13 protein-coding genes are annotated in these 13,855 nt (G+C 68.8%); 7 read left to right on the plus strand and 6 right to left on the minus strand.

The genetic code is table 11. The annotated features are described in order from the left end of the window. Window positions 1-100: 100 nt before the first annotated feature. Window positions 101-1,264: an acyl-CoA dehydrogenase family protein gene (locus RT97_RS08885; RefSeq protein WP_042578424.1), complete on the minus strand. Its 1,164-nt coding sequence runs from the start codon at window positions 1,262-1,264 to the stop codon at window positions 101-103. A gap of 14 nt (window positions 1,265-1,278) precedes the next feature. Beyond that, complete coding sequence (locus RT97_RS08890) at window positions 1,279-2,061, minus strand: citryl-CoA lyase (RefSeq protein ID WP_042578425.1); 783 nt, start codon at window positions 2,059-2,061, stop codon at window positions 1,279-1,281. Window positions 2,062-2,167: 106 nt separating this feature from the next. Here RT97_RS08890 and RT97_RS08895 point away from each other — a divergent pair, with 106 nt between their 5' ends. The 5 genes from RT97_RS08895 (at window position 2,168) to RT97_RS08915 (ending at window position 8,195) form a co-directional block, all read left to right on the plus strand. Continuing rightward, the gene (locus tag RT97_RS08895) at window positions 2,168-4,486 is read left to right on the plus strand and encodes an acyl-CoA dehydrogenase (RefSeq protein ID WP_042578464.1); all 2,319 of its coding nucleotides are present in this window, start codon (window positions 2,168-2,170) and stop codon (window positions 4,484-4,486) included. 43 nt (window positions 4,487-4,529) lie between these two features. Beyond that, window positions 4,530-5,531 carry a Bug family tripartite tricarboxylate transporter substrate binding protein gene (locus RT97_RS08900; RefSeq protein WP_042578426.1) on the plus strand — a complete coding sequence of 334 codons (1,002 nt, stop codon included), beginning with the start codon at window positions 4,530-4,532 and terminating at the stop codon, window positions 5,529-5,531. A gap of 3 nt (window positions 5,532-5,534) precedes the next feature. After that, complete coding sequence (locus RT97_RS08905; protein ID WP_042578427.1) at window positions 5,535-7,034, plus strand: class I adenylate-forming enzyme family protein; 1,500 nt, start codon at window positions 5,535-5,537, stop codon at window positions 7,032-7,034. 131 nt (window positions 7,035-7,165) lie between these two features. Continuing rightward, complete coding sequence (locus RT97_RS08910; RefSeq protein WP_042578428.1) at window positions 7,166-7,345, plus strand: DUF3606 domain-containing protein; 180 nt, start codon at window positions 7,166-7,168, stop codon at window positions 7,343-7,345. 172 nt (window positions 7,346-7,517) lie between these two features. Next, the gene (locus tag RT97_RS08915) at window positions 7,518-8,195 is read left to right on the plus strand and encodes a hypothetical protein (RefSeq protein WP_042578429.1); all 678 of its coding nucleotides are present in this window, start codon (window positions 7,518-7,520) and stop codon (window positions 8,193-8,195) included. Here the strand turns inward: RT97_RS08915 and RT97_RS08920 are convergent. Continuing rightward, window positions 8,141-9,379, minus strand: coding sequence for a DNA topoisomerase IB (locus RT97_RS08920; RefSeq protein ID WP_042578430.1), 1,239 nt, complete (start codon window positions 9,377-9,379; stop codon window positions 8,141-8,143). The genes RT97_RS08915 and RT97_RS08920 overlap by 55 nt on opposite strands. Before the next feature lie 111 nt (window positions 9,380-9,490). On the opposite strand from RT97_RS08920, the gene RT97_RS08925 reads away from it, so the two are divergent. Continuing rightward, window positions 9,491-10,543, plus strand: coding sequence for a purine-nucleoside phosphorylase (locus RT97_RS08925; protein ID WP_042578431.1), 1,053 nt, complete (start codon window positions 9,491-9,493; stop codon window positions 10,541-10,543). 6 nt (window positions 10,544-10,549) lie between these two features. Here RT97_RS08925 and RT97_RS08930 read toward each other — a convergent pair whose 3' ends face one another. The 3 genes from RT97_RS08930 to RT97_RS08940 are packed head-to-tail and all read right to left on the minus strand — an operon-like array spanning window position 10,550 to window position 13,146. Next, a complete protein-coding gene (locus RT97_RS08930; RefSeq protein ID WP_042578432.1) occupies window positions 10,550-11,230 on the minus strand; it encodes a TIGR02117 family protein in 681 nt (226 codons plus the stop codon). A 4-nt stretch (window positions 11,231-11,234) separates the two neighbouring features. Then, entirely contained in the window at window positions 11,235-12,476 is a 1,242-nt protein-coding gene (locus RT97_RS08935; protein WP_042578433.1) for a Y-family DNA polymerase, read from the minus strand. A gap of 52 nt (window positions 12,477-12,528) precedes the next feature. Beyond that, the gene (locus tag RT97_RS08940) at window positions 12,529-13,146 is read right to left on the minus strand and encodes a YiiX family permuted papain-like enzyme (RefSeq protein ID WP_042578465.1); all 618 of its coding nucleotides are present in this window, start codon (window positions 13,144-13,146) and stop codon (window positions 12,529-12,531) included. Between the two features lie 61 nt (window positions 13,147-13,207). On the opposite strand from RT97_RS08940, the gene RT97_RS08945 reads away from it, so the two are divergent. Then, a complete protein-coding gene (locus RT97_RS08945) occupies window positions 13,208-13,771 on the plus strand; it encodes a putative glycolipid-binding domain-containing protein (RefSeq protein ID WP_042578466.1) in 564 nt (187 codons plus the stop codon). Window positions 13,772-13,855: the final 84 nt, after the last annotated feature.

The following is a 13,855-nucleotide window of genomic DNA, read 5'->3' on the forward strand; positions in this document are numbered from 1 at the left end:
TTTCGTGGAACACCGAGGAACCGGCTTTGCCGGGCCTCTGGTGTTGCCCCCGGCAGGGGGGAGGAGAAGCGACGCGAAGTGCGCGAAGCCTGGGGGTCAGTCAAAAAGAGCGGGGCAGGCCGAGCATGTGTTCGGCGACATAGCTCAGGATGAGGTTGGTCGAAATTGGCGCCACTTGGTAGAGCCGCGTCTCGCGGAACTTGCGCTCGATGTCGTATTCGCAGGCGAAGCCGAAGCCCCCGTGGAATTGCAGGCACGCGTTGGCCGCCTCCCAGCTCGCCTTGGCCGCAAGGTATTTCGCCATGTTGGCCTGCGCGCCGCAGGGCTCGCGTGCATCGAACAGGCGGCACGCTTCGTAGCGCATGAGGTTGGCCGCCTCGATCTCGATGAACGCCTCTGCAATCGGAAACTGCACGCCCTGGTTCTGGCCGATGGGCCGGCCGAAGACCACGCGCTCCTTCGTGTACGCCGTCACCTTGTCGATGAACCAGTAGCCGTCGCCGATGCATTCGGCCGCGATCAGGGTGCGCTCGGCGTTCAGGCCGTCCAGGATGTACCTGAAGCCCTGGCCTTCCACGCCGATCAGGTTCTCCGCAGGGATCTCGAGGTTCTCGAAGAACAGCTCGTTGGTCTCGTGGTTGACCATGTTGAGGATCGGCCGCACCGTCATTCCCTTGCCAATGGCTTCGCGCAGGTCGACGATGAAGATCGACATGCCCTCGGATTTCTTCTTCACGTCCGCGAGCGGCGTGGTGCGCGCGAGCAGGATCATCAGGTCCGAGTGCTGGATGCGCGAGATCCACACCTTCTGTCCGTTGATGAGGTAGCGGTCGCCCTTCCTCACCGCGGTGGTCTTGATCTTGGTGGTGTCGGTGCCTGTGCTGGGCTCGGTCACGCCCATCGACTGCAGGCGCAGCTCGCCGGTTGCGATGCGGGGCAGGTAGTCGCGCTTCTGCGCTTCGCTGCCGTGGCGCAGCAGCGTGCCCATGTTGTACATCTGGCCGTGGCAGGCGCCGGAGTTGCCGCCGCAGCGATTGATCTCTTCCATGATCACCGAGGCTTCGGTGAGGCCGAGGCCCGAGCCGCCGTACTCCTGCGGAATCAGCGCGGCCATCCAGCCGGCCTTGGTGAGCGCATCGACGAATTCGGCGGGGTAGCCGCGGGCCTCGTCGATCTTGCGAAAGTATTCGTTGGGGAACTGCGCGCACAGGTCGCGCACGGCGTCGCGGATGTCGGGAAAGCTCTTGTCGTTGGCGTTGTTCATCGGTCGTTGCTCTTTCAATCCTGGCGGGGGCCGCCGGCTTCATGTTCCACGCGCTGCCAGATCTCGATGGCCATCGGGTCGTCGATCTCCTCCAGGATGTGGCCCACCAGGCCGATCGCGCGCGCCATCACGCCGAGGCCGCGGATGATCTTCCAGGGGAATCCGAACTCGGCGGCGATCGCGCCGACGGCACCCGTGGCGTTGATCGGCAGCGACTTGCCCGAGACGCGCTCGGCCTCCGCCTGCACCGCCTGCATCAGCGCGACGTAGTGGGTGGAGAGGCCGTTCTCCGCCGCGATCTGGAACAGGCGCGGCGTGCGCGGGTCGATGGGCTTGTGCAGCGGATGGCCCAGGCCCGGCACGATCTGCTTGCGCGTTCGAAAGCCGGCCACGATGTCCCTGGCCATGTCGGCGAGCGGTCGGGTCGGCTTCTCGCCGAAAGGGATGGCCTCGTACAGCATCCTGGCCGCGCCTTCGGTGCTGCCGACGAACACGGTGCCCAGGCCGCACAAGCCCGCGGCCACGGCGGCCTGCAACGCTTCGGGGGCGCCCGCATAGGTGAGGCGGGCGGCCAGCGCGCTCGGCGTCACGCCATGCTCGACCAGCGTGACGACGATCGCGTTGAAGGTGACGGACTCCTGCGGCGTCGGGATGCGCCCCGTGAGCTCCAGGAAGGCCATGTCGCCCAGGTTCAGGTGGCCGAGAATTTCCGAGGGCAGGTCGCGTCCGCGCACGGTGATCCTGTCGGGGGTGCTGTGGCCCAACTCGGTGTGCAGTGATTTCTTGATCTTGGTCATGCGCCGAATCTAGTCCCGTCTCGCGCGAGGTGGTTCCGTGATTGCGAAACCCTCCCTTCGGCAAATGCAAATGCCGCTGGCCGGGGTCTTCTGCCACGCTGCAGCCATGGACTTCGAATCACTCTCGGCAATGCGCGAAGCAGCGCTCGACTACTTCGTGCGCAGCCGCGCCACGCAAAGGCGGCGCGCATTGATGGAGCAGCCCGGTGCAGGCGAAGCGCAGGGCTGGAACGCGCTCGCGGAGCTGGGCTGGACGGGCATGCTCGCGCCCGAATCCGCAGGCGGCCTGGGGCTGGAACTGGATGGCGCGGCGGAAATCCTGCGTGCGGCCGGCGAGCACGCGGCGCCCGAGCCGCTGCTGGCCGTAGCCGTCCTCAGTGCGTTGCTGCTGGCGCGGCTGGACACGCCCGCGGCCCGCGCATTGCTGTCGGACCTGATCGCAGGCCACAGCCTGCCCGCACTCGCCTGGCAGGAAAGCGCGGGCGACCTGAGCGCGGTGCCGCTCGCCTGCGGTTGCGAGAGGCGCGCGGGCAGCGTGCTGCTGCAGGGCGAAAAGCTCATGGTGCTGCCGGGCTCGGCCGCCAGTGGTTGGCTGGTGTCGGCGCGCGGCGACGACGATGCGGTGATCCTCTGGGTGCCGCGCAGCACCGAAGGCGTGAGCGAAACCGTGGTGCCGCTGGTCGATGGCGGACAGGCCTCGAGCCTGCGCTTCGAGCAGGTCGCGCTGCCGTCCGATGCGGTGCTGGCCGAGGGACCCGCCGCGCAGGAGGCACTGCGCCGCGCGCTTGCGGCCGGCCAGGTGCTGCAGGCCGCCGAGCTGCTCGGCGCGGGGCAGGCGATGCTTTCTCAGACGCTGGCCTACCTGCGCACGCGCTCGCAGTTCGGCAAGCCCATCGGCAGCTTCCAGGCCCTGCAGCATCGCTGCGTCGACATGTTCATCCATCTCGAGGTGGCGCAGGCCACGTTGAACGACGTGCTGGCGCTGACGGGTGCAGGGCTGCCGGTGGAGCGGCTCGAAGCCGAGGCGAGCCGCGCCAATGCGCGCTGCACGGCGGCTGCGCTGCAGGCCTCGCGCACGTCGGTGCAGTTGCACGGCGCCATCGGCTACACGCAGGAGTGCGACCTCAGTCTTTTCTACAAGCGCGTGCTGTGCCTCTCGGCGTGGCTCGGCAATGTCACCGCGCACCAGCATCGGCACGGCTTGCTCGCAGGCGAGGGCGATGCGACGACGAGTACCGCCGGATGGACCGGCGAGTTCCCCCGCACCGCCGACTGGGCAAGCATGCCCGAGGCCGAGTTCCGCCGCATGGTGCGCAGCTTCCTGCAGCAGCGCTACCCGCAGGCGCTGCGCTATCTCTCGCACCGCGCGCGCTGGAGCGAGATGCGCGACTGGTACCTCACGCTGTCCGCGCAGGGATGGATCGCCCCGGCGTGGCCCGAGGCGCACGGCGGCATGGGCCTGCCGGCGGACAAGCTCATCGCATGGATTGAGGAACTGGAGCAATACGGCGTGGCGCGCGCGCCCGACCAGGGCATCGTGATGATCGGGCCGCTGCTCATCCAGCACGGCACGCCCGAACAGCAGCAGCGCTTTCTGCCGCGCATCCTGAGCGGCGAGCACGTCTGGTGCCAGGGCTATTCGGAGCCCGGTGCCGGCTCCGATCTCGCGGGCCTTCGCACCGAGGCCATCGCAGGGCGCGATGCCGAGGGCGATCACTTCATCGTCAACGGCCAGAAGATCTGGACCACGCTCGCGCAGGACGCAAACCACATCTTCATGCTCGTGCGCACCGACAAGGGAGCGCGCAAGCAAGAGGGCATCAGTTTTCTACTGTGCGACCTGCGCACGCCGGGCATCACGGTGCGGCCGATCCACACGCTGGCGGGCGAGCCCGAGTTCTGCGAGGTGTTCTTCGACAGCGTGCGCGTGCCGGCCGGCAATCTCGTGGGCAAGTTGCACGGGGGCTGGACGATCGCGAAGGCGCTACTGGGTTTCGAGCGCATCTTTCTTGGCAGTCCCAAGCAGTCGCAGTACGCGCTGGGCCAGCTTGCTCGGCTTGCAGAGGCGCGGCGCCTGTTTGCGGACGCGGTGTTCGCGCAACGCTTCGCGGCGCTGCGGCTCGACGTGGCCGACCTCACGGCGGCCTACACCAGCTTCGCCGACATCGTGCGTGCCGGCAAGCCGCTGCCCGCGTCGGTGTCGTTGCTGAAGATCTGGGCGAGCGAGACCTACCACCGCATCGGCGCCCTGCTGGTCGAGGCCGGCGAAGAGCAGGGCGCGGTCGCAGGCGACCAGGTGCTCGACGGGCAGACCTTCAACGTGCTCTCGCCACTCATCGGCTCGACGGCCGCAATGATCTACGGCGGCACCAACGAGATACAGCGCAACATCCTCGCGCGGCAGGTGCTGGACCTTCCGGCCTGAGCGATGCGAGCGCCGAAGAAATAAACAACAGGAGACAACGCCCATGCCATCTTTCGATCACTCCCGGCGCCATGCCGTGGCCGCGCTGGCGGGCAGCGCATTGCTGTCCATGCTGCCCGCGCGCGTCCTCGCGCAACAGGCGCAACAGCAGCAGGTGCTGCCATCGCTCATCAAGCTTGTGGTCGGCTATTCGGCCGGCGGGCCGGTCGACGGCGCCGCGCGCCTGCTCGCGCCCGCGCTGGGCCAGGAGCTCGGCACGCAGGTGATCGTGGACAACCGCCCCGGCGCCGCCGGCTCGCTCGGCGGCAACGCGGTCGCCAAGGCGCCGCCCGATGGCGCCATGCTGTTCTTCGGCGCGAGCCCGACCATCACGATCAATCCGAACGTGCAGCGCGGCATGCCGTTCGACCCGATGAAGGACCTGACGCCCATCGCGCCGCTGGTGGACTACACCAACGTGCTCGTGGTCAACAAGGACCTGCCGGTGCGCAACGTCGCCGAGCTGCTGGCCTATGCGAAGGCCCGGCCCGGCAAGCTCTTCTACGGCTCGGCCGGCGTGGGCGCCTCCAACCACCTGAGCGGCGCGCTGCTCGAGAAGATGGCCGGCGTGCAGCTCACGCACGTGCCCTACAAGGGCAGCGCGCCCGCGCTCGCCGACGTGATGGCGGGCACGGTGCCGATGATGTTCGACATCATCGCGACCTCGCGGCCCTTCATCCAGTCGGGGCGCCTGCGCGCGCTGGCCGTCACTTCGCGCCAGCGCAACCGCATGCTGCCCGACGTGCCGACGATGATCGAATCGGGCGTGGCCGACTACGACGTGGGCGGCTGGTTCGGCCTCTACGGCCCGGCGCGCATGGACCCGGCGCTGGTCGCGCGCATCAACGCTGCCGCGCACAAGATGCTGGCGCGCGACGACATCGCGAGCCGTCTGCGCGAGCAGGGCTACGACGTGTGGTCGGGCGGTGCCGAGCTGCTTGCGACCAAGGGCCAGTCCGACCGCAAGCTCTGGGCGACCGCGTCCAAGGGCATCGAGGCGGAATAGCCGATGCATCACCGCATCCACGACCTGCTGCAGGGGCGAGCGCTCCGTACGCCGGACACCGTCTTCCTTTTCGAGCCCGACGGCACCACCACCTACGCGGCGCTGCAGGCGATGGCCGACACCGCCACGCAGGACCTGCTGGACGCCGGCGTACGACCGACCGATCGCGTGGTGCTGGTGGCCGAGAACTGCGCCGCGCACATCGCGCTGCTGATGGCATGCAGCCGTGTCGGGGCGTGGTCGTGCGGCGTGAATGCGCGCATGTCGCCGGGTGAGATCGCAGCCATCGCCGAGCGTGCGGATGCGCGCCTGTGCTGCTTCACGACGGGCGCGTCGGTGGCCGCGCGGCTGCATGCGGAGCGAGCAGCAGCGACAACGGCCAGGCTGCCGGGCGTCATGTATTCCGCCGTGCGCGCCCAGGCGCGGACCGAGCCCGATGCGGCGCTGGCCGACACGGCCGCGATCATCTTCACCTCCGGCACTTCGGGCACGCCCAAGGGCGTGATGGTGTCGCACGGTGGGCTGCTGCATTTCGGTCGCGTGTCGGCCAGCGTGCGCGCGCTCGATGCGCGCGACCGCGTCTACGCGTTCCTTCCGATGACGCACATCTTCGGCATCGGCACGGTGCTGATGGCCGCGCTCACTGGCGGCGCGTCGCTGGTGCTGCGCGGCAGCTTCTCGCCGGCCGAGATGCTGCATGCGTTGGCGCACGAGGAGGTGTCGAACCTGCTCGGACCGCCGACGATGTATGCGCGGCTGCTGGCGCACATCGAGGCCGAGAGGGCGGCGCCGCGCTTTCCTCGCCTGCGCTACGTGTACACCGGCTCGGCGCCGCTCGACCTCGCACTCAAGCAGCGCGTCGAGCGCCTCTTCGGCCAGCCGCTGCACTACGGCTACGGCCTCTCGGAGTACGCGGGCTCGGTGTTCCTCACGCGCACCGAGGCGCCGCGCGCGGACACGGCGGCCGGCCATGCGGTCGAAGGCGGCGAGGCGCGCATCGTGGGCATCGACGGCAAGGACGCGGCAGAGGGCGGGACCGGCGAAATCTGGCTGCGAGGCCCCGGCCTGATGCTCGGCTATTTCCGCGATGCGGCCGCCACCGCGCAGGTGATGCGCCCAGGCGGCTGGTACGCCACCGGCGACCTCGGGCGCTTCGGCGACGACGGCGCGCTGTTCGTGGTGGGGCGGCTGAAGGAAATGATCATCCGCTCGGGCTTCAACGTGTACCCGGCGGAAATCGAGGCGGTGATCGGCCGCTTCGAGGGCGTGCACCTGTGCGCGGTGGTCGGCGTGCCGGAGGCCGATGGTAACGAGCAGATCGTCGCCTTCGCCGAGCTCAAGCCCGGCGCCTCGCTCGACGAGGCCGCGCTGCGCGCATACCTGGCCCAGCACCTGTCGCCCTACAAGCGGCCGGCCCGCATCGAGGTGATCGACGCGATGCCGACCACCGCCAACGGCAAGCTGCTCAAGCGGGAACTGCAGGCGCGGGCCCGGGCGTGGTGATCTGCGGCAAGCGGACGACCCACCTCCCATGGAGTCCACTCGGACTTATCCTGCATAGAGGTGCGCTGCCGTCCGCCAGCCGGGCACATGCAGGCGCTGCATCGTGGTGGTCTTCAACAAGGAAACCCACCATGGCCGATGACCTGAGCAAGCGCGGACCGCAGGATGCAGCCCGCATCAACGTCAATGAATCGCACGAGGTCCGCTACTGGACGCAGACGCTGGGTGTGACCGAGGCGCAGTTGCGCTCGGCCGTCGCCGCCGCCGGCGTCGAGGTGAAGGACATCCGCACCTACCTCGGAAAACCCTGAGGCCCGGTTGCTGGAACGCGGGCGCCGAGGGCGTAGGCACGCTCCTACACCTGGCCGGGGAGGCGGGCACGATACTTGTTGCCTTCTCCCCCCGATTCAGGAAGTTTCCCGTGACCGTGTTCCCCGCCTGCCCCAACCGCACGGGCTGCGCCCCCATCTGGGCAGCAGCGCAATGAAATCGTCGCCAGGAGCGCGCAGCTGGATCGCTGCCGGCGTTCGCCACGAACTGCTCACACGCGCCTTGCCGGCCCTCCGCCACGACATGGCGGCGCCTGTCTCGGTCGTGCGCATGGCACTGCTGATGCTCAAGCGCCAGGTGGCTGCCACCCCTATCGATCCTGCCGCATGCGAAGAGCGCGTGGCGCTCATCGACAACCAGGTATCGGAGCTGGTGCAAGCCATCCGGTCGCTGCGCGACTGGGAGCTGGCCACCACCGACGACGGCATCACCCGCAGTGCGCTGGTGGCGCAGTGCGTGAACCTGATGCGTTCGGCTTTCGACCTGCACGGCGTGATGCTCGATGCCGACCCCTCGCTCGATGCGCAGGAAGGCGAGCCGCGCCGACCAGCGGCGGCCGCCTTGCGCTACCTTTTCCTGGGTGCGCTTGGCTATCTGCACGACGGCGCAGCGGAGGCCGGCGCGATCCGGGTCGAGGCGGACGGCCCCGACGCGCTGCGCTTCGTCGCATTGCCCCGCGAACCGGGTGCCGTGAACCCCGTGCTCGATGCGCACCGCGCGCCGCGCGCCCTGGCCATCGACGCGATCGCCCTGCAGAACCTCGCCGAGGACATGGGTTACGCCATCGCGGTGGACGGCGACAGCGTGCGTTTCTCTCTCGCGACCGGCTGAGGCGTGCGCCGCACGGCGGTGCGCTGCTGGCCGGCGCGCCGCTCGCGTGCTTGCTGTTGGCGGTGCGTCCGCAGGAACGCCACCAGCCGCCGCTCCGCCGCATACAGCCCGCGCGATGGACTGGCCGTGTCTCGGCCGGCGATCTTCTCGAACAGCGCTGTGGCCGCATCCTCGTCGTTGTTCGCAAGCGCGCTGCCCAGCGCCAGCACGGCCGGGTGGACATAGGCCTTCTTGCAGACGGCCGGCGTATTGCCTAACTGCTTGGCAACCGCCGCGAGGATGTCCTTGGCGCTGTAGCGGCTTCCGTCCGCGGCGACACGGCCCGGATCGCAGGCCAGGCGCGTGAGTTCCAGCGCCTGCACCGTGCCGTGCCAGGTGCGGAAGTCCTTGGCGGTGAAGCGTTCGCCGTCGGCGCCTTCCGCGGCTTGCGCGATGTAGTCGTTGACGTCGGTGGACGAGACGCCGCGCAACTCGCCGTCTTCGTCCGCGTACTGGAAGAGCGCCTGCCCCGGCAACTGCTGGCATTGCCGCACCACCTTCGCCACGCGCGGGTCTTCGAGCTTCGCCTCGTGCATCACGCCGCTCTTGCCCTTGAAATGGAGACGCAGCGCCGTGCCCTGCACGGCCGCGTGCCGGTTGCGCAGCGTCGTGAGGCCGAAGGAGCCGTTGCTGCTCGCGTACTCCTCGTTGCCCACGCGCAGCAGCGTGGTGTCGAGCAGGCGCACCAGCGCGGCCAGCACCTGGCTGCGCCCGGGCACCTTCTGACCCTTCACCGGTTGCAGGTCGCGCGCAACGCGGGCGCGGATGCGCGGCAGCACGAGCGCGAAGGCCTCGAGCCGGTCGAACTTGGTCTCGTCCTTCATCACGCGCCAGTCGGCGTGGTAGCGGTACTGCTTGCGGCCGCGCGCATCGATGCCGGTGGCCTGCAGGTGGCCGTTGGGCAGCGGGCAGATCCACACCTGCGTGTAGGCCGGCGGAATGGCCAGCATGCGGATGCGGGAGATCTCGTCCACGTCGCGCAGCCACCGGCCCTTGGCGTCGCGGTAGCGGAAGCGCTCGCCGTGCTTCAGGCGCTGAATGCCCGGCATGTCGGGGTTCACGTAGACCAGGCCGTTGGCGATGGGCGTGGGCTTAGAGGGCGCCTTGGCGGGCGGTCTGGCAATGGGCGAGGTGGAGGCCGGCATGGGGTTTGCGTCTGGAGGATGCAACCGCTTGTGCCAGCACCGACAATCGCCCGGTGTAGGACGCCGCAAGCTGTTGGTGCCTCTCTTCTACTTATCTCCGCCCGAAAAATCATGCTTCCTCGCTGGTCTTCTCTTTGCGCCCGATGGTCGGCGCTGTGCGCCGCGGCTCTGCTCGCCACGGCCTGTGCCTCCACCTCGCCCGCGCCTGCGCCTGCTGCACCGGGTGCGTCGGCTGCACCCGTCAAGATCAAGGTCTTCGTCGCCGCCATGTTCGAGATCGGCCAGAACACCGGCGACCGCGCCGGCGAGTTCCAGTACTGGTACGAGCGCTACTGGAAGGGCGCCAGGCCCATGGCCGTGCCCGGCGCGCTGCAACCCGTGTACTGCAACGCCGATGGCGTGTGCGGCGCGGTGCTCGGCATGGGCAAGGTCAACTCGTCGTCGTCGATGCAGGCCATCCTGCTGAACCCGCAATTCGATTTCTCGCAGGCCTACTACGTCATTTCCGGCGTGGCCGGCACGCCGCCCTCGCGCGGCACCATCGGCGAAGTGAGCTGGGCCACCTGGCTCGTGGACTACGACCTCGGCCACCGCTGGGCACCCGAGGAGAACAAGGCCGGCGAGCCGACCTTCATGCCGCGCAAGGGCTACGAGGACTACCGCCGCTTCAAGCTCAACCCCGACCTCGTCGGCTGGGCCATGAAGCTCTCGGCCGACACGCCGCTGAAGGATTCGGAGTCCGCCCGCAAGTACCGCCTGCGCTACCCCGACGCCGCGGCGCGCCGCGCGCCCTTCGTCGGCACCGGCACGCACATGACCGGCGACACCTTCTTCCACGGCCCCGGCATGTCGAAGCAGGCGCAGTACATCGCCAGGCTCTACGGCGCCGACGACTACGTCATCACCGAGATGGAGGCGGCGGCCATCACCCTGGTGATCAAGCGCACCCACGGCACCGACCGCGTGATGAGCCTGCGCGGCGCGGTCAACTTCGACCAGGGCAACCCGAAGGAAAGCACGCTGCAGCACCTGGACCCGGCGCCGGGTGAGACGGCGGGCGGCTTTGCCGAGACGGTGGAGAACATCGCGCTGGTCGGCACGCGCGTGGTCGACCACATCGTGAAGAACTGGCCGCAATGGCAGGCCGGCGTGCCGAAGCCCTGAGCGGGTTCAGGGCTGTGCGGGCTGCAGGTGCCAGGTCACGTTGAAGTCGAACGGCGTCCAGCGGCTCACCCTGACGCCCGCGCCCCGGAGGCCCCGGCCGGTCCAGGTGTTGCAGGTCTCGAAGAGGTTGTAGCCGCCTTCGGCTTCGTAGAAGGCGTCCTGGTCGTCGTAGTGCGCGCCGGCAATCGGCGTTGCGCGGCCTGACGGCAGCGAGGCACGCACGTAGGCCACGAGCTGCGCGTACTGCGCCTGCGAAAGCGGCAACCTGTAGGCGCCGCGCCGCATCTGGGCCCGCTGCAGGTACGTCACATGCATCAGCGCGCGGTTGCCGCCCGAGAGCGCGCCGAAAGCTCGCGCGGCCGTGAGGTCGGCCCAGGTGGGCGTGTGCAGGTAGAACTCGCGGTCGCCCCAGCCGATGGCGATGAATTCGGCGTCGGGCGGCACGGCCTTGAAGTCGGCGAGCGGAAAGAGCACCTGCCAATCCATGGCGGCCGAGCGGACCGGGAACACGAGGTCGGTGTGGACGCCATTGCTCAGTACCCAGGCTTCCAGGGCCGGTGCTTCTGCCGTCGGCTTCGTGTTGGCAGGCCACAGCACGAGCGCACAGGCCACCGCGACATACAGCGCTACCGCAAGCACGAACCCCAGCAGCGTGAATGCGATGCGCCGGAGCCAGCGTTTGACCATGGTTTCAGAAGAGCGACGCAGTGGTCGAGGCCGGCTCTGTCGTCGAGCGGACTGCGCCTGTGGGTGCCGTCGCCTCCGGGCTGCCGGCCTTCGCCAGCGCGCCCACGCGCACGCCCAGCAGGCGCAGCGGCCGCTCCAGCGGCACGCGCTTCAAGCACTGCCCGCCGATCTGCCGGATCGTCTTGCCGTCGGCGGTGAAGCGGTCGATGGTCTGGTCGCGCGTGGCGATCCTGAAATCGTCGTAGCGCAGCTTGATGCCGATGGTCTTGCCCACGTAGCCCTTGCGCTGCAGGTCTTCGGCGACCTTCTCGCACAGGTGCGTGAAGATCGCGCCCAGCTCGGCGCGGTCGCGCACCGCGTGCAGGTCGCGGTCGAAGGTGGTCTCGCGGCTCATCGAGACGGGCTCGCTCTCGGTCACCACCGGCCGGTCGTCGCGGCCCCAGGACACCTCGTGCATCCATGCGCCGGTGGCCTTGCCGAAGTTCTGGATCAGCCATTCGCGGTCGCGCGCGGCGAGCTGGCCGACGGTCTCGATGCCGAAGCGCTTCAGCTTCTCGTCGGCCTTGGGGCCGATGCCGTTCACCTTGCGGCAGGGCAGGGGCCAGATGCGGCTCTCCAGGTCGCCTTCGTAGACGACGGAAATGCCGTTGGGCTTGTCGAACTCGCTCGCCATCTTGGCGATGAGCTTATTGGGCGCCACGCCGATCGAGCAGGTGAGGCCGGTGGCGTCGAGGATGGATTTCTGGATCAGCCGCGCGAGCGAGCGCCCGCCGTCGCGCTGGCCGCCCGGCACATTGGTGAAGTCGATGTACACCTCGTCCACGCCGCGGTCTTCCATGAGCGGCGCGATGTCCAGGATCACCTGCTTGAAGGCGCGCGAGAAGCGCCGGTATTCGTCGAAATCGACCGGCAGGATCAGCGCCTGCGGGCACAGCTTGGCGGCCTTCATGAGCCCCATGGCGGAGCCGATGCCGAACTGCCGCGCGGGGTAGGTGGCGGTGGTGATCACGCCGCGGCCTGCGTAGTCCTTCAGCCGCGGAAAGGCCTCGACCGGAATGTCGGCCAAGGTGCCGCCCTCGGGCAGGTTGCGGATTGCCTCGTCGACTGTGCGGCGCCCGCCGCCGATCACCATCGGCAGGCCCTTGAGCTGCGGATAGCGCAACAGCTCGACCGACGCGTAGAAGGCGTCCATGTCGAGGTGGGCGATGCGGCGGATGGGGCCTGTCGAGGGGGGCGGGGAACTCACGGAAACGATTGTCTCGCGGCCGGGCGGCTTTCGCCCGCCGAGGGGCACCGGTTCAGCGTGATTCGACGGTCACGAGCAACGGCGAATCGAACATCGCCACGGGCGAGATCACGGGTTCGTCCATCGGCACCTTGTCGCCATAGCGCTCGCGCATCTTGGCGCGCACGGCCGGATCGCCGAGGTTGAACTCGCGGATCTTTTGCAGCTCGCCGATGCGCAAGCCCAGCGCGCGCTGGTAGAGCTTCCACACCAGTTCGGAGCAATAGATGCGCCCGTCCGACCATTCGAAGGTCAGGTCGTAGGGCCGGCCCGCGAAGTCCGAGGTGCGGGCATGCAGGCGCGCCACGGCGCCGGGTGTCAACAGCGTGTCGGCATCGCGCAGGCGCTTGGCCACGTAATGCCCGCCGTTGCCGCGCGCCGTCCATTGCGCGAGCGGCGTGTAGCGCACGGTCGAGACCGCCTCGAACACGTGCGGCTTGCCGTCTCGCATCAGCACGATGCCCATGTGGCTGTAGCGCGAGCCCGTGGCGCGCTGCACGGCCACGCTCTGGGCTGAGCGGGAGGTGTGGAAGACGATGTCGCCGTCCCTGAGCGCGGTGGCCGCGTGCGCGGCGCCACCCGCCAGGAGATCCGCAAGGACCAACACCGCTATGGAAAGGGCTTTCATCATGCGGGGCATTTTGCGCGACGAAGCTTGCGCACCGCCGCGTGCCGGTGCCATCATCCGCGCCATGCAGACCGTCGCTTCCATCCTCTGGCGCAGGCTCGATGCACCCGGCCACGACGCGTGCCGGCTCGAGCGCAATGCCTCGGCCTGGCAACTGGACGGCGCCGCGGTGTTTCGCCAGGAGGATGGCCGCATCGCCCAGCTGCACTACCGCGTGCGCTGCGACCTGCACTGGCATACGCAATGGGGCATGGTGCGCGGCTGGCTAGGCGACTCGGCCATCGAATTGTCGATTGCGCGCGATGCGCACGGCCACTGGAAGCTCAACGACGAGGCGGTGCCCGACCTGTCGCACTGCGTGGACCTGGACCTGGGCTTCACGCCAGCCACCAACCTGCTGCAGTTGCGGCGGCTCAATCTCTCGGTGGGAGAGGCGGCCGATGCGCCGGCCGCGTGGGTCGATCTCGATGGTGGCGGCGTGCTGAGCGAGCTGATGCAGCGCTACGAGCGGCGCAGCGAAAGCGAGTACGCGTATGAGGCCAAGCGCTTCGACTATGAGGCGGTGTTGAAGGTCACGGCGGACAGTTTCGTGAACGACTATCCGCGGCTCTGGCTCGCCGAGAGCTAGGAATCAAGGCGCAAGCGGCTCGAGCCGCTGTGGCGCACCCATCCTCCGGCCAAGTGCCCTGCGTCCGTCGTGTCGACGGGTACG

The organism is Variovorax paradoxus (assembly GCF_000834655.1).
In the GTDB taxonomy this organism is placed as follows: domain Bacteria; phylum Pseudomonadota; class Gammaproteobacteria; order Burkholderiales; family Burkholderiaceae_C; genus Variovorax; species Variovorax paradoxus_F.

Coding starts and splice junctions, on each gene's coding strand:
- RT97_RS08885 (WP_042578424.1), bottom strand. CDS start 1,264: ATGAACAACGCCAACGACAAGAGCTTTCCCGACATCCGCGACGCCGTG.
- RT97_RS08890 (WP_042578425.1), bottom strand. CDS start 2,061: ATGACCAAGATCAAGAAATCACTGCACACCGAGTTGGGCCACAGCACC.
- RT97_RS08895 (WP_042578464.1), top strand. CDS start 2,168: ATGGACTTCGAATCACTCTCGGCAATGCGCGAAGCAGCGCTCGACTAC.
- RT97_RS08900 (WP_042578426.1), top strand. CDS start 4,530: ATGCCATCTTTCGATCACTCCCGGCGCCATGCCGTGGCCGCGCTGGCG.
- RT97_RS08905 (WP_042578427.1), top strand. CDS start 5,535: ATGCATCACCGCATCCACGACCTGCTGCAGGGGCGAGCGCTCCGTACG.
- RT97_RS08910 (WP_042578428.1), top strand. CDS start 7,166: ATGGCCGATGACCTGAGCAAGCGCGGACCGCAGGATGCAGCCCGCATC.
- RT97_RS08915 (WP_042578429.1), top strand. CDS start 7,518: ATGAAATCGTCGCCAGGAGCGCGCAGCTGGATCGCTGCCGGCGTTCGC.
- RT97_RS08920 (WP_042578430.1), bottom strand. CDS start 9,379: ATGCCGGCCTCCACCTCGCCCATTGCCAGACCGCCCGCCAAGGCGCCC.
- RT97_RS08925 (WP_042578431.1), top strand. CDS start 9,491: ATGCTTCCTCGCTGGTCTTCTCTTTGCGCCCGATGGTCGGCGCTGTGC.
- RT97_RS08930 (WP_042578432.1), bottom strand. CDS start 11,230: ATGGTCAAACGCTGGCTCCGGCGCATCGCATTCACGCTGCTGGGGTTC.
- RT97_RS08940 (WP_042578465.1), bottom strand. CDS start 13,146: ATGATGAAAGCCCTTTCCATAGCGGTGTTGGTCCTTGCGGATCTCCTG.
- RT97_RS08945 (WP_042578466.1), top strand. CDS start 13,208: ATGCAGACCGTCGCTTCCATCCTCTGGCGCAGGCTCGATGCACCCGGC.